Source organism: Parapedobacter flavus, assembly GCF_035818675.1.
Lineage (GTDB): Bacteria > Bacteroidota > Bacteroidia > Sphingobacteriales > Sphingobacteriaceae > Parapedobacter > Parapedobacter flavus.
Map to the genome: position 1 here is coordinate 13,517 of NZ_JAYKZZ010000021.1, position 22,782 is coordinate 36,298.

Consider the following 22,782-nt stretch of genomic DNA (forward strand, 5'->3'; position numbering starts at 1 on the left):
GCTAAGGATTCGATAAATGTAGAAAAAATATCGATGGTACCTTCACTATTCGTGTAACTTTTATCAACAATTAAGCCATTGATACAAAGATAACATTTTGTCAGGCCGTATAAAAGCGTTTATTGCCCCATTCTGACTATCTTTGCGCTTCTGGGTTTATCCGTAAGCATCAAAACGAGTCAAAAATATGGCAGACGAAAAAGTGATTTTCTCTATGGCGGGGGTTAGCAAAGTCTATCCACCACAAAAGCAGGTATTAAAAAATATCTATCTCTCCTTCTTCTATGGCGCTAAAATCGGTGTCATCGGTCTCAATGGGTCCGGCAAGTCGTCGGTGCTTCGTATCATCGCGGGCCTGGACAAATCCTACCAGGGTGAGGTGGTCTTTTCGCCGGGCTATAGCGTGGGTTACCTGGCCCAGGAGCCCGAGCTCGACGCGTCCAAGACTGTTCGCGAGGTGGTGGAAGAGGGGGTGGCCGAAACCACCGAATTGCTCCGCGAATACGAAGAAATCAACGAGAAGTTCGGTCTGCCCGAAGTGTACGAAAATGCCGACGAAATGGACCGTTTGCTGGCCCGGCAAGGAGAAATACAGGACAAAATAGACGCGTCGGGCGCTTGGGAACTCGACAATAAACTGGAGCGGGCCATGGACGCCCTGCGGTGTCCCGACCCGGACCGCGGAATAGCCACATTGTCAGGCGGCGAGCGCCGTCGTGTGGCATTATGTCGTTTATTGCTCCAGGAGCCGGACGTACTCCTGCTCGATGAACCCACCAACCACCTCGATGCTGAGTCGATCGACTGGCTCGAACAACACCTTCAACAATATAAAGGGACGGTCATCGCGGTAACGCACGACCGCTACTTCCTCGACAACGTGGCGGGATGGATACTGGAGCTCGACCGTGGCGAGGGCATCCCGTGGAAAGGCAATTATTCGTCGTGGCTTGACCAGAAGGCGAGACGACTGGCACAGGAGGAAAAGACGGAGAGCAAACGCCAGAAAACGCTGGAGCGCGAACTCGAATGGGCGCGGATGGCGCCAAAGGCCCGTCACGCCAAGTCGAAGGCCCGCCTGCATAATTACGAAAAATTGGCTTCCGAAGAGACCAAAGAGCGGGAAGCGAAACTGGAACTCTTCATCCCACCGGGCCCCCGATTGGGCAATGTGGTCATCGAGGCCCAAGGCGTCAGCAAAGCCTATGGCGACAAACTGCTGTTCGAAGACCTCAGTTTCTCGCTGCCCCCCGCCGGTATTGTGGGCATCATCGGTCCCAACGGGGCGGGCAAGACCACGCTGTTCCGATTGATTACCGGGCAGGAGCAACCCGATACCGGTACCTTCCGCGTAGGGGAAACAGCCGTCCTGGGCTATGTCGATCAGATGCATGACGACCTCGACCCTGATCAGTCCGTTTGGGAAAACATCACCGAGGGGAATGAAAACATCCAACTGGGTAACCGCCCGGTCAACTCACGCGCATATGTGTCTAAGTTCAACTTCAACGGAGCCGACCAGCAAAAAAAGGTCGGCGTACTCTCCGGCGGTGAGCGCAACCGCGTGCACCTGGCCATCACCCTGAAGAAAGGGGCCAACGTGCTGTTGCTCGATGAGCCGACAAACGACATCGACGTGAATACCCTCCGTGCCCTCGAAGAAGGGCTCGAGAACTTTGGCGGCTGCGCGGTGATCATTTCGCACGACCGCTGGTTCCTCGACCGCATCTGTACGCATATCCTCGCGTTCGAAGGCGATTCGCAGGTGTATTTCTTTGAAGGGAATTATTCTGAATATGAAGAGAACCGTAAAAAGCGCCTGGGCGATATAACGCCTCATCGGATCAAATACAAAAAACTGACATAAACATAGATGGATACCTCCAGATTACTCAAAGCCATCATTGAAAATGCGATTGACGGCATCATCACGATCGACCGCCATGGTATCGTGGACTCCATCAACCCCGCCGCCTCCAACCTGTTCGGGTACGAGGCCGATGAGGTCATCGGCAACAACGTGTCGATGCTGATGCCCGAGCCCTACCGGAGCCAGCACGACCAGTACATTCTCAATTACCTGACCACCGGGGTGAAAAAAATCATCGGTATAGGAAGGGAAGTGCGGGGGCTCCGGAAAAACGGGACAACCTTTCCGTTTCGCTTGGCAGTGAGCGAGGTGCATTACGAAAATAAAACGGCGTTTACCGGCTTCGTACATGACCTTTCCAAAGAAAAAGAAGCAGAAGAAAAGCTGCTCCACCACATGGAAGAGTTGGAGGCTACGGTGAGCAACCGCACCAAAGACCTCATTAAGCTGGTATCCGAACTGGAGAAAACCAAGTCGGAAGTGAGCCAGTCGCTCGAAAAGGAAAAGGAACTGAACCAACTCAAATCGCGCTTCGTCTCCATGGCCTCGCATGAGTTCCGCACACCGCTCAGTGCTGTCCAACTGTCGGCGTCGCTTATTGAAAAATACGCCGAGAAGCCCGACCTCCCCAATGTGCTCAAGCATACCGGGCGCATCAAAAGTTCGGTGCAGCTACTTACCAGTATCCTCAATGATTTCCTTTCATTGGAGCGACTGGAGGCTGGTAAGGTGTTGGCCAATAACGAAGAGATTAACCTCGTGGAACTTGCCGAGGAAATCACTGAGGAAATGCAACTTATTTGCAAGGCAAACCAGCATATCGTTTACCAGCACACCGGATCCGAAGGTAAATTTGCATTGGACGCCAACTTGTTGAAAAACAGTATTATCAATTTGATATCGAATGCCATCAAGTACTCGGGCGAGAACACGTTTATCGAATTCAACACCGAAATCAATCGCGATACCTGCCAGGTCGTTGTGAAAGACGATGGAATCGGCATCCCCGAAGAAGACCAAAAGAATCTGTTTGAGCCGTTTTTCCGCGCCCATAACACCGGCAATATACCGGGTACCGGCCTAGGACTCAATATTGTGCGGCGATACGTGTCGCTGATGGGCGGGGAAGTCACCTGCCAGAGCGCACAAGATAAGGGTACCGTGTTTACGCTCACCTTCCGCAACGCTATACCAAACGCCACACCATAGTTATGTCTGCACCCACTGAACAAGCAACCGTATTGATCATCGAGGATAACGACGATATCCGCGAGAGCACCCGTGAAATCCTGGAACTCACCGGTTACCGGGTGCATGAAGCGCCCGAAGGAAAAACGGGTGTTGAACTCGCCCTGAAGTACCTGCCTGATGTCATCCTGTGCGACATCATGATGCCCGAACTGGATGGCTTCGGCGTGTTATTCATGCTGTCCAAACATCCAAAGGCGGCCACGATACCGTTCATCTTCCTCACGGCTAAGGCCGAGCGGGCGGATATGCGTAAAGCGATGGAACTTGGTGCCGACGATTACCTCACCAAGCCGTTTGACGACATCGAGCTGCTGAACGCCATCGAAACGCGCCTCAAAAAGCGCAAGCAACTGGGACCTGAACCAACGGCAGGCAAAGATACCCGCTTAAGCGAGGAAGAGCAAGAGCGGCTACTGCAAGAGCTTGTACAGCGCTCGCGCACCAAGATTTACAAGAAAAAGCAATTCATCTACCAGGAGGGCGATACCCCGCTGTACGTCTATTTCGCGAAGAAAGGCAAGGTGCGCCGGTTCCTGTCGTACCTGGATGGCCGCGAGCTGGCCACCGACATCCACGTGGATGGTTCGTTTTTTGGCTATGGAGCCATTTTGCTTCAACAACCCTATACCGACAATGCGGAGGCGCTGGAAGATAGCGAACTGGCCCTCATCGACCGCGATCATTTCTTTGAGCTGCTTTACCGTAAGCCCGGCATCGCCAGCAAATTCATCAAGATGCTGTCGGGAAATATCCGCGGCAAGGAAGTGCAGTTGCTGGCTTTCGCCTATGATTCGGTCCGCAAACGCGTAGCCAACGCGCTCATCCACGTGGCCGATAAAACGGCGGCGGGAGCCATGGGCGACGAATGCCTCATCCGTATATCACGCGATGACCTGGCCTCGCTGGCCGGCACCGCCAATGAGACCATCAGCCGGATGTTGGCCGATTTCAAGGATGAAAAGCTGATTGCCAAAGAGGGGAATGCCATCCGGATCCTTTCCATCAATAAATTGCAGCACATCAAGCAATAACCCGTCTTTATTTACTTAACAGCCGAAGAAGTAACCAAAGTCACTTTTTCGACTGATGCCATTCATTGCCTGACGGTGCCTACTGCCGTAGTTTTGGAAACAATGAACGATGCAGGAAATGATTCACCTAAGGACGCGGAGTTACGGATGAAAGCTATCGCATACAGCATAAAGCCACAGGAAAAGGAATGCCTGGCCCTGGCTAATGGAAAGAAACACGACCTTACATTAATTTCCAATGAATTGAACGAGCGTACCGTGTCGTACGCGCTTGGAAAAGAGGCCGTAATCGTGTCGTCCTATGACATCGTTGACCGCAAAATGCTTTGGGAGCTGAAGCATGCCGGCGTCACCAAAATCATCACGCGATCCAAAGCCACCACCCATATCGACCTCAAGGAGGCTACCCGGATGGATTTCAAAGTGGCTAATGTGCCAGACGAGGACCAATCCGTCGAAAACATCGCCAGGCAAACCATACGCAACCTCAATGCTTGGGGAGGGGGAACATGTGTGGGCAAAGCGTGTTGCTGCCAGAAGGTCTGCAGCATCGATAAAAAAAAAGTGACGCCGGAGGCTGAGCACCGGGCAGACAACTCCTATCGATATGGCCAAACAGGAAATTGACAGTGCAGTACTGGTCGAACGCTACAATGTGGCGGCACCGAGGTATACCAGTTACCCCACCGTACCCTACTGGGAAGCGGCTACGTGGAGCGCCGAGCGATGGGGCGACCATGTCCGGGCGCGCTTCCTCACGTCGTCTTCGCAAGGTGTTGCGCTTTACGTCCACCTTCCTTTCTGTGAGCGGTTATGCACGTACTGCGGTTGCAACAAACGCATCACCAAGAACCACGGCGTCGAAGCGCCATATATCGATGCCGTACTAGCCGAGTGGCAATTGTACCGTAACCTGCTGGGCAACGCCACCATCCCCATCAGCGAAATCCACCTCGGCGGCGGTACCCCCACGTTTTTCAGTCCCGGGCAGCTAAAACGGCTCGTGGTAGGGTTGCTCCAAGGCGCGCGCGTGCTGCCGAACCCCTCGTTTTCCTTCGAAGCCCATCCGGCCAATACGACGGCGGCGCATTTGCAGACGCTGTTTGACGCCGGCTTCCGGCGCCTGAGTCTGGGTATACAGGATTTTAACACTGAGGTGCAACGGGTTATCAACCGCTGGCAAACCGAGGCCGATGTCCGGCGGGTGATGGAAGACGCCCGCCGCATCGGCTACACCTCCATCAACTTCGACCTCATCTACGGCCTGCCATTGCAGACCGCTGACACCGTGCGCGAAACGATTACGGCGTCGCTCGCCATGCAGCCCGACCGTATATCGTTCTATAGCTATGCGCATGTGCCATGGATGCAGCCCGGCCAACGCCATTACACCGAGGCCGATATCCCCAAAGGAAAGGAGAAACTGGCACTTTACCGCTTGGGGAAGGCACTCATCACCCAAGCGGGCTACCGCGATGTGGGCATGGACCATTTCGCCCTGCCTCAAGATGCCCTTTGTATCGCAGCCGAAACCGGTGGGTTGCACCGCAACTTCATGGGTTATACCGACCGGTATTCGCCGCTGCTCATCGGCCTTGGCGTATCGTCCATCAGCGATGCGTGGACCGCTTTCGCACAGAATGAAAAGACCGTCGAGACGTATACCGATCGGGTGAATAGGGGGGAGCTTCCCGTCGTCAAAGGCCATGTGCTTTCCAAGGGAGACCTCACGATAAGGAAGCACATCCTCGACGTCATGTGCCGCGGCACCACCACGCTCGATATGCCCGCCGCCCAAGCTGCACCGATCTTGCTGCGCTTGGCACCGTTGGTTGCCGATGGACTGGTCCTTGTAGACGGTATGCAGGTACAGGTAACTCCCGAAGGCTTCTCTTTTTTGCGTAATGTCTGCGTGGCCTTCGATGAACGGCTCCACGAAAAACAGTGTACACAACCGCTGTTCAGCAGTGCGGTTTAATACCTAGAAATACATGGCGATAGCAACCAAAGCTTCCGAAGACACGAAATGTTTCCACTGCGGCGACGCGGTGTTGCATAGCGGTTTTGAAGCCGATGGCCACGCTTTCTGTTGCCTGGGCTGCCAAAGCGTATACCGCATACTAAGCGGCAACAACATGCAGTCCTATTACCGATACAACGCGCATCCCGGTAAAAAGAAAGCCGAACAGGGCGAACGGTACGACTACCTCGACGAACCCGCGATCGCCGATAAACTGATCGACTTCAAGAATAGCGACATCACGGTCGTCACCTTTTACATTCCCGCCATCCATTGCAGTTCCTGCATCTGGCTGCTGGAACACCTTTATAAGCTCAGTCCCGCCGTGGTGCGGTCGCAGAGCGACTTCATGAAGAAACAGGTAACCATTACCATTAAGCACCATGAGCTATCCATGCGTGGACTGGTCGAGCTGCTGGATGACATTGGCTATGCACCCAAAATCACCTTACAGGATGTGGTCAAGTCAGGCCGCAAGTTTTCCCAAAGCGGGCTAATTGCCAAAATCGCCGTGGCGGGGTTCTGTTTCGGCAACTCCATGATGCTGAGCTTCCCCGAATACTTCGGCATGGCTGCATTCGAAGCAAAATATGCCACCTTCTTCGGCTGGATGAATTTCGCGTTCACGCTTCCGGTGCTGCTGTATAGTGGGCGCGGTTACTTCACGTCTGCATGGCACAGCCTCCGGCAGCGGCAGCTCAACCTCGATGTGCCACTGGCGCTCGGTATCGCCGTGCTGTTTGTCCGCACGGCTTGGGAAGTGTTTTCCGGCAGCGGACCGGGCTTTGCGGACACCCTTTGCGGACTGGTGTTCTTCCTGCTGGTGGGTAGGTGGGTGCAGCAACGTACCTACCATCACATTTCATTCGAGCGCGACTACCGCTCGTATTTTCCGGTGGCGGTAACCCGTATTGTCGACGGAGCGACGAAGCCGATACCGCTTTCGGATATCCGGGTAGGCGACCGGCTGCTCGTCCGCAACGGCGAAATCGTCCCTGCTGATGCCATCCTTCTGAAAGGAGTTGCCGATATCGATTTCAGCTTCGTTACCGGCGAATCCGAGCCCGTACGGAAAGTGCTTGGCGAAATCATCTATGCAGGCGGTCGGCAGCTGGGCGAAGCCATTGAGCTGGAAGTGGTGAAGGACGTATCGCAAAGTTACCTCACCCAGTTGTGGAATAACGAAGCATTCAAACCCTACGAGCGGAAGTTCCGTACGTTCAGCAACGTGGTGAGCCGGTATTTTACCGTGGCGTTGCTCACCATTGCTGTTTCCTCCATGGCCTACTGGTTTTTTCAGGGCAACGCGGCCAAAGCGTGGGGCGCACTCACTGCGGTATTGATTATCGGCTGCCCGTGTGCATTGGCACTGAGCGGCCCATTTACGCTGTCGGCTGCATTGGGCATTTTCGACCGGAATCGGTTCTACGTAAAAAATACCGCGGCGATTGAGCAATTGGCGGCAATCGACTGCCTGGTTTTCGACAAGACAGGGACCATTTCCTCGCCGAATGCGTCGCGGATGCATTTCAACGGCGAGCTGACGCCCGATGAACGGGCTATGGTGGTGGCAGTGGCGCAGAACTCGAACCACCCCCTCAGCCGCGAGCTGGTCAACTGGGCCGGTCCGGTTGCTGCCATGCCGGTAAGCGGCTTCCGGGAGGTAACAGGCAAAGGTATCGAAGCCGTGGTGGCTGGCCGTGATGTGCGCGTAGGTAGCAGCGCGTTCGTAGGAGCAATGCACACACAGGGTGACGCCGTGCGTGGGAGCCATGTTTACATCGCCATCGATGGCCATGTGAAAGGTTGTCTGGTAGCTATGCAGCCCTGGCGGCCGCAGTTAGCCCAGGTAATGGGGCGCTTAGCGAACAATTACGAATTGAATCTGGTATCGGGCGACCACGACAAAGACCGCGAACAATTGCGCGCCATATTTCCTCGCCAGTCTGCCCTGTTATTCAACCGCCTGCCCATCGAGAAGCTGGAATACATACGCTCATTACAGACGGGGGGCAGCGCGGTGTGCATGTTTGGCGATGGCCTCAACGATGCCGGCGCATTGAAACAGGCCAATCTGGGGATAGCGGTGAGTGATGATATCAATAACTTCTCGCCGGGTTGCGATGCCGTGTTGGACGGCCGGTCATTTGCGTTGTTACCCCGCTTCTTTGCATTTGCGAAAGATGTACGTAAAGTCATTCACCGCAGCTTCGGTATTTCGTTGGTTTATAACGCGGTAGGCCTGAGTTTTGCAGTCACAGGCACCCTGTCGCCCCTGTTTGCCGCTATCCTCATGCCGTTGAGTACGGTTACCATTATCGGCTTTACTACCGTGGCTACCCGTATGTATGCCGCTAAAAATCAATTAACCGATAACGTATCATGAGCGCTATATTCTTCCTCATCGGCTGCAGCGTGTTCATCGCCTTGATTTTCCTAGCAGCTTTTTTTTGGGCCAATAAAACCGGGCAGCACGACGATACCTACACGCCGTCTATACGGATGCTGTTCGAGGACGACGAAGATGCGGCGGTGGAGTCCCGCGATGGCGACCGCCCTGCATAGCGTCGAAGGTTTGACAACATCAGCTGATGGAGGTTGGGGGCTGGCCTCGATTAAAATTTACCCACTGACCGAATTCCCCTGTCGGTCATGCTGAATACTTCACGGGTGAGGTGCAGGTCTTCATGCCGGTAAATGTCGTCAAACATATAAGAAAGCACCGATAGAGACTGCTTGTGCTTGATGTTTACCATGTAGCAAAATTCGCGCGTAGGTATAGCAAAATAGATGGGCCAACCTATTTTAGGTAAGATTTTCTTCTTGAAATCCTTCGTAAACAGTATTGCGGTATTCAGCCAGCTCAGGTCTGATTGGATGGCGGCGAACTTTACGCCGTGAGGCAATTTCATCACTTCGATCTCGGCGTCATCGAGCAGGGTACCCATGTTGTAATTGCACTGGCCTTTCACGGCGTCAAGGCTCACATTCCAGAACTTCAGCATGCTGTGGCTGATCCACGCGTGCTGGCCGTTGCGATGGTGTATGAATACTTTCACCACTCCGTCGGCAATGGGCTCGGTGATGTAATCTTCCTGCCCGGACTCCTTGGGCTGGGTGAGCATGCAAAAAAGGTTGGGACTGGCTTCCTCCCAGGGTGGCAACAGGACTCCCATCAACCCTTCATGTACGGAGGCGACGATTTTATCCAGGTGGTCCAGATCGCCGTGTTTCAGGTGGCTTGTACGGGCATTCCCCAGGTTGATGGTCTGATGGGTGTCACTATACTCGATTTCAATATTACCTTCGGCATCCTCAGGACCTATAGTAATCCCAAAGTCCTTTACCCGTTCTTTGAATTCCTCATAAATAAAGTCGCCCATAGTGTAGTAATTTTGGTGATGGGTTAAAGATAGGAGTTTTATTGGCTGCTGACCTAAAATCCTCACTAAAAGTACGGAGCATCCTTACGGGATATATAGCCCTTATGCTAAGGATACGTACCTATACAATAGTACACTACCGGTACTTTACCAGTACATTGCTAGTACTTGAGACATACTCGCCCTTTATTCAGACGTTCTTCTCCCTTTGTTCTAACTTCTCGCGTGCGGTATGCGGGGTGGATGTGAGCCGTATACGGGAAAACCTAACATACCGCCCGCATACGGCATGCGAGTGCCACGCGAGATGGGGCCAATTGAAATGCACGTATAGCGGATACCTCATTCGGGTTTACCAAAACATTTTGTAAATTTGCATAACAACATTTCGTGGAAAGGACATGATTATGGATCGTATCGTATTAGAAGTTGATAGTGCATTGGCCCGAGTTTGGAGAAACAGTGCTCCTGCACTCAAGGCGGAATATGAGCGTAAGATAGCTGAAATGCTCCGCGAATTGAAAGAGGCTGAATTTGATAGACTGCTAGACAAAGCTGGGAAAACAGCGAAAAAGAAAGGGTTAACCGAAACCAAGCTAAACCAATTATTGAGTGAAGACGACTAAGCGATATGTATTTGACACCAACACATTAGTTAGTTCTTTCCTTTTGCCCGGTTCTGTAGCTAGGCAAGCGCTAAATCTGGCACGACAAAGGGGACATATTGTTTTGTCTAAAGCAACTGCTGATGAGTTTAAAGGCGTATTCGTTCGCCCAAAATTCGATCGATATCTGCCGTTAGCTATTCGGTTGGAGATTATTGAAAGTTTCGACTCGCTAGCGGTGTATATCCACCCGCACCATACGGTAACGGATTGCAGAGATTCAAAAGACAATAAATTTCTCGAAGTTGCATTGAGTATCAAAGCGGACGCCATAATTACCGGAGACCAAGATTTGCTTGTGCTCCATCCATACCGGGATATCCCAATTATCAATGCTCGATCCTTTTTGGATACTTTCTCCTAAAATGTCTCGTTTTCCTCTGCTCTCCCTCCCCTAGTTTTGATTGTCGCTTTCTTCTGGGCTAACAAAACCGGACAGCATGACGATACCCATACGCCATCCATAAGGATGCTGTTTGATTTGCTTAGTCTTCCCAGTCTCCCCGGTTTATAATCGTATCAAATTCCCCGTCAGTTATCGTAATGATATCTGATTCGATATAGGCCGCTATTCCCGAAAACGTTCCTTTAATATGGTTGTCCGTAAGCGAGCTAATCGTTACGCCTTTGCTATCCGTATTATCGACGTCGGAAGAAAAGTATTGTTTCAGATTAAGGGGGTTGCCTTTTTCCGTTACACCGATATGGATTTCTGTGACAAATCCTTTATCATGCCATTGCCAGGCCCTCCCAAAGGGGTATTCACCAACCCCTTCTTCGGGCATGGTAACGTAAAGGTTGATCGTATATATGTTATCGCCTATTTCTTTCTCCCCCCGCAACCATAATTTATAGTGGTCGTTTCCATTGGGGCCGTAAACGTAAGGCTTGATGATATCATCCTTTTTGTGGGTGAACGCGAAATCTACTGATTCTCCATCACTAAACTGAAAAACTGCGGTTATTTCTGCGTCTGCGTCGGATTCATCCGTATCCGGCTTATCGCCGTCTTTACCGCAAGAAATAAACAGAAATACACTCAGTAGGCCGACTGTCAACAAATTAAAAATTCGATTATTCATCATGATATGCATCGTTGATAGTTATCGATGTAGGGGCAGCGCCAGACATCGGAAGGTTCGTAAACCAGAAAGGGACGTTGAACTTTCCGTTCGTTATTTTTACTCGTTTTATTTCGCCCGATGTGACCTCTCCATTTTCCACAATGGTGGAATTCTGAATCATCGTCGCCTCAAAAGAGCCGGTAATTCCCTTGTTTGACAAGGACGTGATATCAAAGGTCGCTGAACCGTCCATTTCGGTGTCATTATCCCTAATATTATCCTCGCCAAGGAAATAAATCTTCATAAAACTGTTTTCTGTACTATCTTGGAAAAACATCCCGTAGCTTTCAAAGCCATTTTCCCCCATGGTGTGCTTCCCTTTCTTAGCGGGGGTAATCATCAGGAACATTGTCATCGGGTTATCCTCGCCTGAAAAATACATCACCACGGTATCCCGACTGCCGGAACCCATGGCGCCCCACGAAGAGCCCGTAAACTGGACCTTTTCCCCCGTGTCTAGATATTCAATCGTAGCGGAGGCTGTGCCTTCACCGGCTGTTGGGTCAGGTTCCGGGTTATCCGAAGGATCTTTGCTGCATGCGTTGAATACTAGGGTGCCTGAAAGGAAAACAAGGCTCAACAGAAACGATAATCTTTTTGAGTTATTCATAGTTGTAATTTTTAATAAATAGTTTTGATTGTTACCAAATGCATTCCTACGGCGCTTTATAAGTGCCCATATCATCTTCGGGGCTGATGACAAAGGTGCCCGAAGCGTGGTAGGTTTCGTCGCTTTTCGTTCCGCTCGTGTATTTTGCAAAATCACCTTCAAATTTGAGTGTATACGCGGCAGCGCCAACTGAAGCGGTAGGTAACGCATACTTCAGATCTGAAAACGTTAGGGTTCCTGAAACTGATGTATACAAATCGGCTGTTCCCTCGGGTCGTATCTCTAAAACGCCACCGTCTGCTAAGTGGTAAGGCCCCAATTCAGTAAAGGGCTGGTCGTCATCATCCAGATCGAAATTGCCGTAAATACTGCCAGCCTCCTCGAGTTTTCCGAACAACATGGTAATGCTGTGTTCCGTTTCTCCAGATATCGTGCGGTTTCTATATATCGCACGCGCTTCATCGTTTGGTGCCGCACCCTTATATTCAATCGTATTAGCGGCGTCGGCCTTATTCACCAAGGTCACATCAAAGGTGTGGTCTGCACCGGCAGTGGTCTCCTCCTCTTCTTTGTTGTCTGGTCCTTTGTCATCTTTGCTGCAACCCGTGAATGCAGCACCGATAAGTAGTACAAATAGTATTTTCTTAGATAGTGCTTGTATGTTGGTCATTTCAAAATGGATTTAATTCGATAATTGTAGATCGTTTACGTTTCAATCAAGTAAAGGCTTTAGCTTCTGCGTGAATTTTCCTTCCATGGTGGCTCGTTTGCCGCTTTCTGAATACATTTCAGCCGAGAAGGTACCTTTTACTTGCTCATCGCTAATAGCCGTAATGGTAACTTCTCCTTCACCTTTCATTTCGTTATCTTGAAGAGAAGGGGAACGGTATGTATCACCGGCTACATTTCTAACGACAATACTTGGAAGGGTGAATTGCTGTCCCACGGTGGGTTCTTCGAAGCGAAGTACCTGAATGATGACAATCACATCTTTTTCGGTTAGGGAGGTACTGAATGAGCCTATCGGGCTGATACCACCCATCACTTGCATGGGGTCGTTTAGCTCAATAACAGTTCCGTCTTCCAGCTCAATTTTGACATAGCTGTCGTTAGCACCGTCATCTTCCGGCCCTTTATCATCCTTGCTACAGCTGGAAAAGGCTATGCCGATAAGCAGTGCAAGCAGGATGGTTTTGGATAATGACTGTATCTTTCTCATTTTTACAAGTTTTTATGTTCCAGGATGGGGGTCCTATCGGGTCAAAGCGTAAAATTATACGCGACCCGCAATCCGGCAAAGCCCGAGCTCGATCCGTTTTGTGAAAAGCCCTGGTATCGTGCGGAAAGGTCAATATTGCCGATGAGATACCCGATGCCTGCGGCATAGCCCAACGACGTGGTCGATGCGGTGCCGCCGAAGTCGACACCCGAAACCTTTACCTTGAAGCGGTTGGCGGAGAGGCCGATTTGGGGTTCCACATAGAAGCTGCCGAAATGGTGGCGATATAAGGCCAAAACGGGGATGACCCCGAAAGAGGCGCTATTTCCGTCGCCAAGGTCTTCTTTCGACCCAAAACCGATATATCCTAAGGTAAGCCCCACCTGGCCTGCATCACTGATACCGTACAGCCCTTTTACCGTGGCACCGAAGCCCACGCCATAGCTTTCACCTAAATCGCCAAGAGGAAAGGCACCATCTATACCACCATTGATATGGATGGCGCCTTGCTGCGCGTACGTCGCAATAGAAACTGTGGCCGTTAATAAGCAAGCGAGCATAAATTTTTTCATGGTTAACATCATTTTAGTTTTTTAATTCGTTGAAATCGCCTTTGATTATAAAATACGTCAGCAAACATAACAACAGCACCAAGCGGTTGGAACCCCCAATGAGTATATGGTAGGTGTCGGTTAGAATTCGGTAAAAAAGCCAAAGATCACCGAATTCTAACTCAACGCCGCCGAATACTCATTGGCGGTTTTCTATATATGGCTGCATCCCTACTTTCGTCTGCAAATCAACATCGCTGTAACTTTTAAAGAACACAATCATGAACGTACAATCACGAATGAAACAAGCAACGTTTCTGGTATTGAGTCTCGGCTTGGTGCTGTTTATTTCCTGCAGTAAGGACAAAAACGATGAACCGGAACCTGAATTCGAAAATAAAAAAGGGGTAACTGCTACCATCACCTATGAAGATGGCAACACCGCTAAATACGCCGGAGCCGTTAAAGTAGCGGTATGGTCCAAAGACGATGATGGTAACATCTTGTCTATTATAGCCGTAGATGAAAATTATAAAGATGCGGTCTTAACCTTCGGGATAAGCCATGCCGATGGAAAAGGAAGTTATTCGTTGGACCCCAATGAGTTGATGGCTAACCCCGCAAAACTGCTCTGGCCCGATATGGCATACGATAACTGGCCGGGATTTGTGACCGGTGATGCGAATGGTGATCAAGTAAGCGATGGTACCGGCACCTTTGAGATTACCACCCTGACCGACAAAGAAACCAAAGGCACTTTTTCAATGGTTATGGGTAACGATCTGGGCGAATCGATCACCGTAAAGGGGGAATTTAATTGTCCGGTGATGCGGGTCATTGAGTAACTGGTGATGAAAAGTCGGCATGAAAAGAAAACTATTCAACTGGATCGTTCTTGTCTTGCTGCTTGCACCATCCGTGCAAGCGCAAGACATTGGTCAGCTAAAAGACCAAAAGCCCGTTTCGTTTCGCGGCACCCTCGGTGGCGGGGCTAATTTCTTTGCCTCTAACGAAGCGTACGCTACCCGTGATCCGTTCGCATGGAACCTGTATGGTAATTTTACGCCTTCGTTCTATGGGATTTCCATGCCATTTTCTTTTGTCGTCACCCAATACACCAACAGCTATACGCAACCTTTTTCGCAGTTCGGTATCAGCCCATCCTACAAATGGGCAAAGCTGCATCTGGGCTACCGGAATATATCCTTTTCACCGTTGCTGTTCGACGGACAAAGCTTTCTCGGAGGCGGTATCGAGCTTGCTCCCAAAGGGTTCTACTTCGGGGCCTTTTACGGCAAGCTGAATCAGGCGATCAGCGAAGACACCACCAACATGGCGCGGCTGCAACCCCAATACGCGCGCAACGGCTACGGCGTGAAAGTCGGCGTGGGGGGCGAGCATCAGAATTTTAGTTTACAGTACCTTCATGCGAAGGATGACATCGGCTCGATACAGCGGATAGAAGACAGCCTGACCACCTTGCTCCCGCAGGAAAACAGCGTGGTGGGTTCATCGTGGAAATTCTCTTTTTTTAAAAAACAGCTGTCCTTTTCAGGGGATGCGGCGGTTAGCCTGCTTAGTCGCGACCTATCATACGAAACGATAGATAGTATCGGCGACACCAAACTGCCGGTAATCCTTCAGAAATTGATGCCGGTCAACTACAGCTCGGTGCTCAGTTGGTCGGGACAGGCACAAGTCGGGCTAATGCTCAAAAACCTGAACGCGATGGTGGGGTACCGGCGCGTACAGCCCGATTTCAAATCGCTGGGCGTACCTTATGCCCTAGACGATGTAGAAATGATAAGTGGCAACCTCAATACCACGTTTAACCAAGGTAAAATAAACCTGAATGCTGCCGTAAACAACCAGCGCAACAACCTGGAAAATATGCTCAGTTCTACGTTGGTAACCCGCACCGGTAACCTATCACTCAACACGTTTGTAAGCCAGCATGTCAACGTTAATATGAACGTAACAGGCGTGCGGATCCTGCAACAAGACGGATTACTCGAACTGAGTGATTCGGTTCGTATGGACCAGATGATGTTTACCGCGGTGCTTGCACCCTCATTGAATTTCTCGGATGCCAGTCGCCAACACACCGTCAGCGGTAGTTTTACGTATACCTCCTTGAATGACCATAACCCTGTAACCAAGGAACAAACCAACGGGAACAATTTCTCGTCGTCGGTCAACTACGGGCTGTATTTCCTGCAGCAATACATGGGCGTCAACACTACCGTGCTTTACAGCGTGTATGGCCAGCAAAACAGCCGGTACCAGTCGCTCGGGTTGGATGTGGGGGCCAACGCACAGCTACTCAAAGACCGCAGCCTGAGCCTGCAGGGCAGCGTGGGTTATTTTCTGAACAAAGCGACAGATTCTCCAACGGGCAATAACCTCACCTTTTCGTTCAATGGGAATTATGCCGTATGGAATAGCCATTCGCTTGGGATTTACGCAAGCTATATGATTACGCCGCCGGTAAACCTGAATCCGTTAAACGATATTAATCACGTGCCCTATGCGGTCAATAGCAAGCTGTTTTCCGGTGGCATTACCTACGCTTATAACTTTTAAAATCACCTGATGATGAACTGCATAGCAAAATTGTCCCGATTGGTAATGGCGCTCGTTTTTATACTGAGCTTGCTGCCCGTTGCTTCATACGCACAATATCCGATCCGCATCAATGTAAACGTTCAGCAACCGGTACCCCCATACCTACCGCAAATAAAGGCGAATATCATGGGCAACCGCTCGGGCCAATTGAATCAAGACATCAGCAGGCATCTGGCGGTTACGCTCACCAATTCGGGTAGTACGCAAACCCGTGTCAAGCTTTCTGCAACCATCCAACGGTTGTCGCCCGCACCCATGAGCATTTCCCTGCGGCCGGATTACCAGCCGGCCAATCCGATCGGGATGAACCCCCAACAGATGGTCAGGCTGAACCAGTCCATGCTGGATGAAGCCTTTGGCGGCTTTACGCAAGATGACCTGGTTTTCCAGAATGCCGACATGGGCGACCTGCAACAAGGTGCTGTGAACTACAAACTACCGGAGGGAACGTACCGCATCTGTGTAACGGCTTACGACTATGAAACGCCGGGGCAATCGGCGCCGCTTTCGGCCCCCGGAACGGGCTGTGCCACCTTCATTGTCTGCTACCGTGCCGCGGCGCCGCAATTGGTGATGCCGGTATCGACCATGATGCAGTCCAATAGCGGTTTCCAGGATTTTACCCCGCAGACCCCCCAGATCCAGTTTTCCTGGACACCACCGACCACCACATGCGGCACCCCGCTGGGTGCGCTAACCTACGATCTGGAAATCCGTAAGGCATTTCCCGGCCAGACCGTAAAAGATGTCTCCACGAATCCATCGGTTTTCCACCAGCGGAACATACCCACGACCACTTTCCTATTGGATACGTTGCGGTTCCCGCACGTGTTGCGTGCGGGAGAACGCTACACGGTACGCGTCAAAGCCAATTTCCAGGCCCGGCCGGGCAGTCCATTGGAAATAGCTAACGAAGGGTACAGCCAAATCGGCGCTTTCGTCTACACACCGCCAGCGGAGCAGGCAACGGGTCAGCTCGCTGAAACACCCCCTCGGCCCCAAATGGAAAGGGATGCCCCGCAATACACTACGAATCGGGTCAGCGGACGCCTGTTGTGGGCATTCAAGCAATCGGAAGTAACTTTTTCCGAAGATTATGCTTTTAGTCCTTCGGATGTGACTGCGCTGTCGTCCGCTGCGTCGGAGCTGACGTTGCCCAATGGGCTGTCCGTCGATGCGATCGGTACCACACCCGTGGGTATATATGTGGGTGGCAACGACATCCAAGCAAACCATTTCGTGGCAATGGGGCAAACCGACCCGACCTTGAGTATAGCTTCCGCCAGCTTTACGGCAACTCCGGCCTCTTTTGATCACCTACAGGGGTTGATGAACCTGCCGGAACGGAAACCTGCCGACGAGGTGATCAGTACCCATGCCGCAAACACCTTGCGTTATGCGTACAAATCTTCCGGCACCGATACCGCCGAACAGCGATTCCCGTTGGGCCATGTAACGGTGGTTTTAAAAGGAAAGAAAAAAGCCGCGACCATGTCGCAACCGACGGCTACGTTTGTCGGCATGGGCCCCAGCGAACAAACCTATACGATGGAAGATGACCTGAAGTATAGCGGCTTGCGTACGGTGCAAGCATGGCCCGGGTTGGTAGGGGAACAGGCGACGGCCGTGCCACCAGCAAACACCCCCGATGTGGGGTTAAAGGTCTTGGCATCCGGCACCACCGATGAGGACGGGAATTATACCTTGAATTTTATCCATCCTAAATTTTCAGGCCTTGATCAATACGAGGAACTGGTGCTGACCGCCAGTGCTCCGGGGTTCTACGACCTGAACTACCGTATACCCGCCGGAGAAATCGATTCTTTGGCCGAAATCAACCTGGGGGAGCAGGTGCTGCTCGCCAATACGTATCGCTTTTCGGCGACGGTAAACGCACCTGTTATTCTGGACAACGAAGCCGACCTCGGGAAAACGCAGGTGCGGCTGTACCGCGAAGCGCGCGAAATAACCCAATCGCCTTACCTGGAGCAGGAAGGTAATGTGCCGGCAGACGCCCGCGAAACGAAAACCATTCATGGAAAACGCTACGTATTGGTTGCGGTAGACAGCGTAGGGGAGGGGCAATCTCATGCGCAGCTGTTCAATTTCGGTAAGCTGTTTTATCAGGGAAGCCTCCACGCCGTCGTCCAGTCCGATGCCAGCAACCTGGGCGAGCTGCAAACGGACCTGCGGGTTACCCCGCAGCAGACCGCTGTCTCCAACGTCATGCAGGTGTATGCAGGCTATGACGCCACCCCCAGCGACCCGGCTGTGAAAGGACGTGTGGTTTTATATGCCGGCGACAATACGGTGTCCATACCGCATGCCGTTGTGAAAGTAACGTACAACCCCGACGATGTGTTATCCGGCGGACCCCCGCCATTATCGGAAGCCGAAATAGCAGCCCAGATCCGTAACAATCGCCCGGAAGAGTTGGATTTGCCAACGGGCGTTGTCCTCGATCCCGTTCTCGACCCGCTGGAATTCAGCACGACCTATACCATAGGAAACACAGCCATGCCGGTGGAAGTGAGCTCATCCATGGCCGTTTCGTCGCCAACGGCCGGCATGGTGGGGCAGTTCAGTGCACAGCCGGTGGTTTCAGCTTGGACGCCCACAAGTATCAATATGGATGCATTAAACGTTGCGCTCCCAGACAGCTATTACGGTCCGTATACCACCCAGTCGGATGAATCGGGCAATTTCTATATCGGCAATCTGCCCATCCTGAAACCCGATGCCGAATTTACCATCGAGCTGGTTTCTGTTCCCGCCAGGTATCGCAACCTCGCCGTTCAACCCGAAAGCAAAAAGATAAACCGGGCCATCGTTGCCGGCATCACGGCCGAAGCGGCCTTTCAGCTCAATGCGGAAGTGACCCCGCTGGCAGGCCGGGTGGTGGATGCAACCGGAAAACCCATGCCATATGCCCGCCTGCATTTTGAAGGCAGCGATGCCTATTTTGATACCGACGAGTCCGGGGCTTTCCAAACCAGTTTCTACCCCGGCACGCATACGCTGATCGTCGAAAAAGCGGGGTACGTAAAAAAAGAAGGCCAAATCAGCATTGAGGACGGTCAGGTAACCGTAGATACCATTCTCCGTCCTGAACTGCCCCAGCAAATGGTCATGTCTGGCCCTGGTTTGGCGATGGCGCCAATGACACCGGAAATCGACGCGTCTATGGAGGCGTCAATGGAGGCGTATATCGCCACGCTGGCGTTTCCCGAAGCGGCCAACGAGGCACTGAATATAGGGGAAATCGGTTACCTGGATGTGAAACGGGCCCGGGTACGGTTTATCGTCAAGGATGAAGCCGACCCCACGAAGTTGCTGGAAGGCGTCAGCATCAGTCTTTTTGACACCACACAGGTAACCAATGAAAGGGGCGAATGGCTATACAACGGGTTTGGCGGGAAGGTAGACGTCACGCTTATTCCGCAAGAAGGCTCGGGGTACCTCCCGGTAGAGACATCGGTTGATCTGCAAGCGGATAACCAACTGATCGAAATGACCTTGTTTATGGAACAGGGTACCCGGTTGTATGGAACGGTGAGTAGTAACAACACCGCGCTGGATAGCGTGCACGTATCGGTAGAAGGCAAGAAATACCTGGCTGCGTTGTCGCAGGAAGACGGCTCGTATGAGTTGTACCTGCCTGCGGGCGAACAGGAGATACGCGTAGCGAAAACAGGGTATATGGTGCATAAAACGTATCAGACCTTCCAGAAAGGGAACGATGTGGAAATGGACTTCACGCTGGAGGACGGCGGCGGCAAAAACATCAGTCAGCTACTGGGCTTTCAGATCGAACTGGAAAAAGCAGACTCCACAGCGAACGGTGCCGAGATATGGACGGGCAGTTTTGTGGGGTTGAATCCCTATTTATCTGTTTTCGAACCGGACGGACGGCTCTCTCTCCCCTTTGCCAATATTAAAGTCACGTTTGACGGGGAAGGGAACGCCATACCCGAAAACAAGGAAGTCGTTACCGACGCCGTGGATTTGCCGTTGACGTTATTCGGCTACCTGCCCCTTACCTTCCAAAACGATGGGGATCAGATCGTCGTCACCGAAAATGCCAACGGATGGGGCAGCATCAGCGGCCAGCTGCAGCTGGATCCCGGTCGTATCCTAGGGCAGTATGATGTTGCTTTTGTAGAAACATTACTGCCTAAGGTGATTACCAAAGACCGCACGAGCCCCGGGTCCATCGAAATATTCCTGGGCGAGGGTGCCCGAGGGCTGCCGGGCCTCGGGGCGGAGAATATGAGCAATCTGGAAGATGCGGCAACCGATGCAGCACAGGATATGGCCGGTAACCTGCCGGGCAATAGCGACGCGTTGGAAGACCTCCAAAACGAGGCGCAAAACATACAGGACGAAGTGGACGGGTATATCGTTGATGCGGAGAACCTGGAGTTCCGGTTGGCGGCAGAAGGTACCGAACCGGTAAAGATCGAGCTGTATGGTTTTACCGTGGAACTGGACCTGGCCAACACCACCGTCAGCCCGGACGGGCTTACCCTTGCCGGAGACATCATGACGCCGCAATTCGGGCCGGTGGCATCTATTGATATCCCGTTAAAAACCCTGATACTCGATCGTTCCTTTGCGATCACGGAGGTCGAAGTCCCAACGGATAACCTGCCCGTGCTGGAAGTAGGCGATTGGAAAGCTTCGTTGGCCTCCTTGGTCATCAATGAGAACGGCCTGAAGCTGGGCGGGGAAATCAATGTCAAGCTGCCTGCATCGGATGTTTCCACACTGGCCTTCTCCGATCTACGGATAACCAAAGACGGTGTATATGGCGGCAAGTTTGAGGTAACCCGGAATGGCATCGACCTGTTTGATGCAGCCGTCATCGAAGACAACGGCTCGGAACTGCGGTTCGGGCAAATCGGAAACAGCGGTGTCTATAGCTTATCGGGAAGTATTGATATGCGTTTCAAAAAGCTGATTGACGAGGCCATTGAAATTCCCCGTTTCCAGATCCAGACGGACGGCCATTTCGCGGTTCAGGTCCCGGCGAATTACAGTGCTGATTTTGGCTTTGCGTCGTATAACATCAGTGGCTTTGCGGTGAGCAACGCAACCGGGCAGATGCCTTATATTGAGCTGCTGGGTGAGTTGAGCACCGATATTCCTTTTCTGGATTTCAGTGCGGGGAATATCAGATTCCAAGCGACGGAAAATGGCGAGGCGGAGTTGATCGTCGGTAAAATTGATGCCAGCCTGGATGTTCCGGTGATGGAATGCGGACTGGAACTGGAGTTGGAAGAGAACGGCTTTGCCGGTGGCGGGAGCTTGGAAATACCGGGCACTTCTATTGGAGCGGATATTACGTTTCATTATTTCAAGGTACGCAATGGTGTAGATATGGGCGCTTCGTTTGTGGTGGGTGCGCCGATCCCCATCGGCGCCATAACAATCGCTAAAGTGGGGGGCGGCTTTAGTTACAACACCGGGAATAATAAATTTAAAGTGTCCATCAAAGGGGAAGCATCTGTCGCCAACCTGTCTCAGGCCGTTAAATTGGCTAACATCAACCTCTCGGTAGAATCCGGCCCGATCATCAAAGGAAGTACCGAAGTGGTGGTCGGCGATAATTTCGAACTGGCGAAGTCGACCGTAGAATTGAATTTTCCGGCAAAATTATTTGCCATTACTGTTAAAGCTGAAATGGAACCCATGGAGGGATTATCCAAAGCCTCACTAAATGGCCTGATGCGGGTCAGCTGGGATACCAACAATCCGTATGCTTTCCTCGGTGTGAATACAACCATCAAGGTGGCAAGCCTGTTGGATACCTACGGCGAATTTGCGCTGGGAGTGAATGTGAAAAATCCAAAACACGGAGATAACGACATTTCCCAGTATTTCCGTAACTTGGACGATGACCTGATCGGCGGTGGTAACTATACATTCTCCGGCTTGTATGCGTATGGCGGTGTAGAAATCGGCCCGCCCAACCCTAAAATAGGAGGAGATTTTTGGATAGCAAGCTTCTCGGCGACTTACCATGCTAGCGCATCCGCTTGTTTCCTGATGAACTTCGCAGAAGGCGATTACTTGCTAAGCTTTAAAGGTAACGTAAGCGCATCGGCAAAAGCCTGTATAGATCTTGCGGTTTGGGAAGGCTGTATGGAGGCAGGTTTTGATGCTTGTTTCGCTTTTGCCGGCGGGCGCACCAGCCAGAAAGGATGGTTCTTTAAAGGGAACGCAGGGGCTTCCCTAACCTTTAAGGTTGGAAGTTTGAACCCCGGCTGTAATGACTGGACCTCGGATACCGGATTTTGGTATGTTAAGTTTGGCGCAAAAGGCTGTATAAGTGCGCATGCAGGCATTGATTACGGCCAATATACAGGTTTGAAACTAAGCGGCGGACTTGGAGGAAGCAACAGTGGAAACCTATGTTTATAAACATCATATC

General features: G+C 51.7%; 19 protein-coding genes. 13 read left to right on the plus strand and 6 right to left on the minus strand.

What is annotated here, in order from left to right; genetic code table 11:
- Nucleotides 1-187: 187 nt before the first annotated feature.
- From ettA to ccoS, 7 genes are all read left to right on the plus strand, one after another.
- Nucleotides 188-1,867: an energy-dependent translational throttle protein EttA gene (ettA, locus tag U9S71_RS16750; RefSeq protein ID WP_326328776.1), complete on the plus strand. Its 1,680-nt coding sequence runs from the start codon at nucleotides 188-190 to the stop codon at nucleotides 1,865-1,867.
- Nucleotides 1,868-1,873: 6 nt separating this feature from the next.
- The gene (locus U9S71_RS16755; RefSeq protein WP_326328777.1) at nucleotides 1,874-3,079 is read left to right on the plus strand and encodes a PAS domain-containing sensor histidine kinase; all 1,206 of its coding nucleotides are present in this window, start codon (nucleotides 1,874-1,876) and stop codon (nucleotides 3,077-3,079) included.
- Nucleotides 3,080-3,081: 2 nt separating this feature from the next.
- Nucleotides 3,082-4,152: a response regulator gene (locus U9S71_RS16760; RefSeq protein ID WP_326328778.1), complete on the plus strand. Its 1,071-nt coding sequence runs from the start codon at nucleotides 3,082-3,084 to the stop codon at nucleotides 4,150-4,152.
- A 102-nt stretch (nucleotides 4,153-4,254) separates the two neighbouring features.
- Nucleotides 4,255-4,779, plus strand: coding sequence for a Rossmann-fold NAD(P)-binding domain-containing protein (locus U9S71_RS16765; protein WP_326328819.1), 525 nt, complete (start codon nucleotides 4,255-4,257; stop codon nucleotides 4,777-4,779).
- Nucleotides 4,760-6,130, plus strand: a complete 1,371-nt coding sequence (gene hemN, locus U9S71_RS16770) for an oxygen-independent coproporphyrinogen III oxidase (protein WP_326328779.1) — start codon at nucleotides 4,760-4,762, stop codon at nucleotides 6,128-6,130. The genes U9S71_RS16765 and hemN overlap by 20 nt, the downstream gene beginning before the upstream one ends.
- A gap of 13 nt (nucleotides 6,131-6,143) precedes the next feature.
- A complete protein-coding gene (locus U9S71_RS16775; RefSeq protein WP_326328780.1) occupies nucleotides 6,144-8,558 on the plus strand; it encodes a heavy metal translocating P-type ATPase in 2,415 nt (804 codons plus the stop codon).
- A complete protein-coding gene (gene ccoS, locus U9S71_RS16780) occupies nucleotides 8,555-8,737 on the plus strand; it encodes a cbb3-type cytochrome oxidase assembly protein CcoS (RefSeq protein ID WP_326328781.1) in 183 nt (60 codons plus the stop codon). Before U9S71_RS16775 ends, ccoS begins: the two co-directional genes overlap by 4 nt.
- 50 nt (nucleotides 8,738-8,787) lie before the next feature.
- On the opposite strand, the gene U9S71_RS16785 is transcribed toward ccoS, so the two are convergent.
- Entirely contained in the window at nucleotides 8,788-9,555 is a 768-nt protein-coding gene (locus U9S71_RS16785) for a DUF1444 domain-containing protein (protein ID WP_326328782.1), read from the minus strand.
- A gap of 407 nt (nucleotides 9,556-9,962) precedes the next feature.
- On the opposite strand from U9S71_RS16785, the gene U9S71_RS16790 reads away from it, so the two are divergent.
- Genes U9S71_RS16790 through U9S71_RS16800 form a run of 3 tightly spaced genes read left to right on the plus strand, consistent with a single transcriptional unit; the run spans nucleotide 9,963 to nucleotide 10,734 of the window.
- On the plus strand, nucleotides 9,963-10,181 hold the full coding sequence (locus tag U9S71_RS16790; protein ID WP_326328783.1) for a hypothetical protein: 219 nt from the start codon (nucleotides 9,963-9,965) through the stop codon (nucleotides 10,179-10,181).
- Entirely contained in the window at nucleotides 10,168-10,584 is a 417-nt protein-coding gene (locus U9S71_RS16795; protein ID WP_326328784.1) for a putative toxin-antitoxin system toxin component, PIN family, read from the plus strand. Before U9S71_RS16790 ends, U9S71_RS16795 begins: the two co-directional genes overlap by 14 nt.
- A 36-nt stretch (nucleotides 10,585-10,620) precedes the next feature.
- On the plus strand, nucleotides 10,621-10,734 hold the full coding sequence (locus tag U9S71_RS16800) for a cbb3-type cytochrome oxidase assembly protein (RefSeq protein WP_326328785.1): 114 nt from the start codon (nucleotides 10,621-10,623) through the stop codon (nucleotides 10,732-10,734).
- Here U9S71_RS16800 and U9S71_RS16805 read toward each other — a convergent pair.
- The 5 genes from U9S71_RS16805 to U9S71_RS16825 are packed head-to-tail and all read right to left on the minus strand — an operon-like array spanning nucleotide 10,706 to nucleotide 13,745.
- Nucleotides 10,706-11,305 carry a hypothetical protein gene (locus U9S71_RS16805; protein ID WP_326328786.1) on the minus strand — a complete coding sequence of 200 codons (600 nt, stop codon included), beginning with the start codon at nucleotides 11,303-11,305 and terminating at the stop codon, nucleotides 10,706-10,708. The genes U9S71_RS16800 and U9S71_RS16805 overlap by 29 nt on opposite strands.
- Nucleotides 11,295-11,954, minus strand: a complete 660-nt coding sequence (locus tag U9S71_RS16810; RefSeq protein ID WP_326328787.1) for a hypothetical protein — start codon at nucleotides 11,952-11,954, stop codon at nucleotides 11,295-11,297. Before U9S71_RS16810 ends, U9S71_RS16805 begins: the two co-directional genes overlap by 11 nt.
- Before the next feature lie 46 nt (nucleotides 11,955-12,000).
- Nucleotides 12,001-12,624: a hypothetical protein gene (locus U9S71_RS16815; RefSeq protein ID WP_326328788.1), complete on the minus strand. Its 624-nt coding sequence runs from the start codon at nucleotides 12,622-12,624 to the stop codon at nucleotides 12,001-12,003.
- Nucleotides 12,625-12,666: 42 nt separating this feature from the next.
- Nucleotides 12,667-13,173, minus strand: coding sequence for a hypothetical protein (locus tag U9S71_RS16820; protein ID WP_326328790.1), 507 nt, complete (start codon nucleotides 13,171-13,173; stop codon nucleotides 12,667-12,669).
- Between the two features lie 41 nt (nucleotides 13,174-13,214).
- A complete protein-coding gene (locus tag U9S71_RS16825; RefSeq protein WP_326328791.1) occupies nucleotides 13,215-13,745 on the minus strand; it encodes an outer membrane beta-barrel protein in 531 nt (176 codons plus the stop codon).
- Nucleotides 13,746-14,005: 260 nt separating this feature from the next.
- Here U9S71_RS16825 and U9S71_RS16830 point away from each other — a divergent pair, with 260 nt between their 5' ends.
- From U9S71_RS16830 to U9S71_RS16840, 3 genes are read left to right on the plus strand one after another with little or no spacing between them, the layout of a single operon-like run.
- Nucleotides 14,006-14,569, plus strand: a complete 564-nt coding sequence (locus tag U9S71_RS16830; RefSeq protein WP_326328792.1) for a hypothetical protein — start codon at nucleotides 14,006-14,008, stop codon at nucleotides 14,567-14,569.
- A 19-nt stretch (nucleotides 14,570-14,588) separates the two neighbouring features.
- A complete protein-coding gene (locus tag U9S71_RS16835; protein WP_326328793.1) occupies nucleotides 14,589-16,307 on the plus strand; it encodes a hypothetical protein in 1,719 nt (572 codons plus the stop codon).
- A 9-nt stretch (nucleotides 16,308-16,316) separates the two neighbouring features.
- The gene (locus U9S71_RS16840; protein WP_326328794.1) at nucleotides 16,317-22,772 is read left to right on the plus strand and encodes a carboxypeptidase-like regulatory domain-containing protein; all 6,456 of its coding nucleotides are present in this window, start codon (nucleotides 16,317-16,319) and stop codon (nucleotides 22,770-22,772) included.
- The last annotated feature ends 10 nt before the right edge of the window (nucleotides 22,773-22,782 follow it).

Bases quoted from the DNA above. Each gene is read 5' to 3' on its own strand.
- U9S71_RS16830 (WP_326328792.1), top strand. From the start codon at position 14,006: ATGAACGTACAATCACGAATGAAACAAGCAACGTTTCTGGTATTGAGT.
- hemN (WP_326328779.1), top strand. From the start codon at position 4,760: ATGGCCAAACAGGAAATTGACAGTGCAGTACTGGTCGAACGCTACAAT.
- U9S71_RS16805 (WP_326328786.1), bottom strand. From the start codon at position 11,305: ATGATGAATAATCGAATTTTTAATTTGTTGACAGTCGGCCTACTGAGT.
- ccoS (WP_326328781.1), top strand. From the start codon at position 8,555: ATGAGCGCTATATTCTTCCTCATCGGCTGCAGCGTGTTCATCGCCTTG.
- U9S71_RS16765 (WP_326328819.1), top strand. From the start codon at position 4,255: ATGAACGATGCAGGAAATGATTCACCTAAGGACGCGGAGTTACGGATG.
- U9S71_RS16840 (WP_326328794.1), top strand. From the start codon at position 16,317: ATGATGAACTGCATAGCAAAATTGTCCCGATTGGTAATGGCGCTCGTT.
- ettA (WP_326328776.1), top strand. From the start codon at position 188: ATGGCAGACGAAAAAGTGATTTTCTCTATGGCGGGGGTTAGCAAAGTC.
- U9S71_RS16835 (WP_326328793.1), top strand. From the start codon at position 14,589: ATGAAAAGAAAACTATTCAACTGGATCGTTCTTGTCTTGCTGCTTGCA.
- U9S71_RS16790 (WP_326328783.1), top strand. From the start codon at position 9,963: ATGGATCGTATCGTATTAGAAGTTGATAGTGCATTGGCCCGAGTTTGG.
- U9S71_RS16815 (WP_326328788.1), bottom strand. From the start codon at position 12,624: ATGACCAACATACAAGCACTATCTAAGAAAATACTATTTGTACTACTT.
- U9S71_RS16825 (WP_326328791.1), bottom strand. From the start codon at position 13,745: ATGAAAAAATTTATGCTCGCTTGCTTATTAACGGCCACAGTTTCTATT.
- U9S71_RS16810 (WP_326328787.1), bottom strand. From the start codon at position 11,954: ATGAATAACTCAAAAAGATTATCGTTTCTGTTGAGCCTTGTTTTCCTT.
- U9S71_RS16820 (WP_326328790.1), bottom strand. From the start codon at position 13,173: ATGAGAAAGATACAGTCATTATCCAAAACCATCCTGCTTGCACTGCTT.
- U9S71_RS16755 (WP_326328777.1), top strand. From the start codon at position 1,874: ATGGATACCTCCAGATTACTCAAAGCCATCATTGAAAATGCGATTGAC.
- U9S71_RS16785 (WP_326328782.1), bottom strand. From the start codon at position 9,555: ATGGGCGACTTTATTTATGAGGAATTCAAAGAACGGGTAAAGGACTTT.
- U9S71_RS16775 (WP_326328780.1), top strand. From the start codon at position 6,144: ATGGCGATAGCAACCAAAGCTTCCGAAGACACGAAATGTTTCCACTGC.
- U9S71_RS16760 (WP_326328778.1), top strand. From the start codon at position 3,082: ATGTCTGCACCCACTGAACAAGCAACCGTATTGATCATCGAGGATAAC.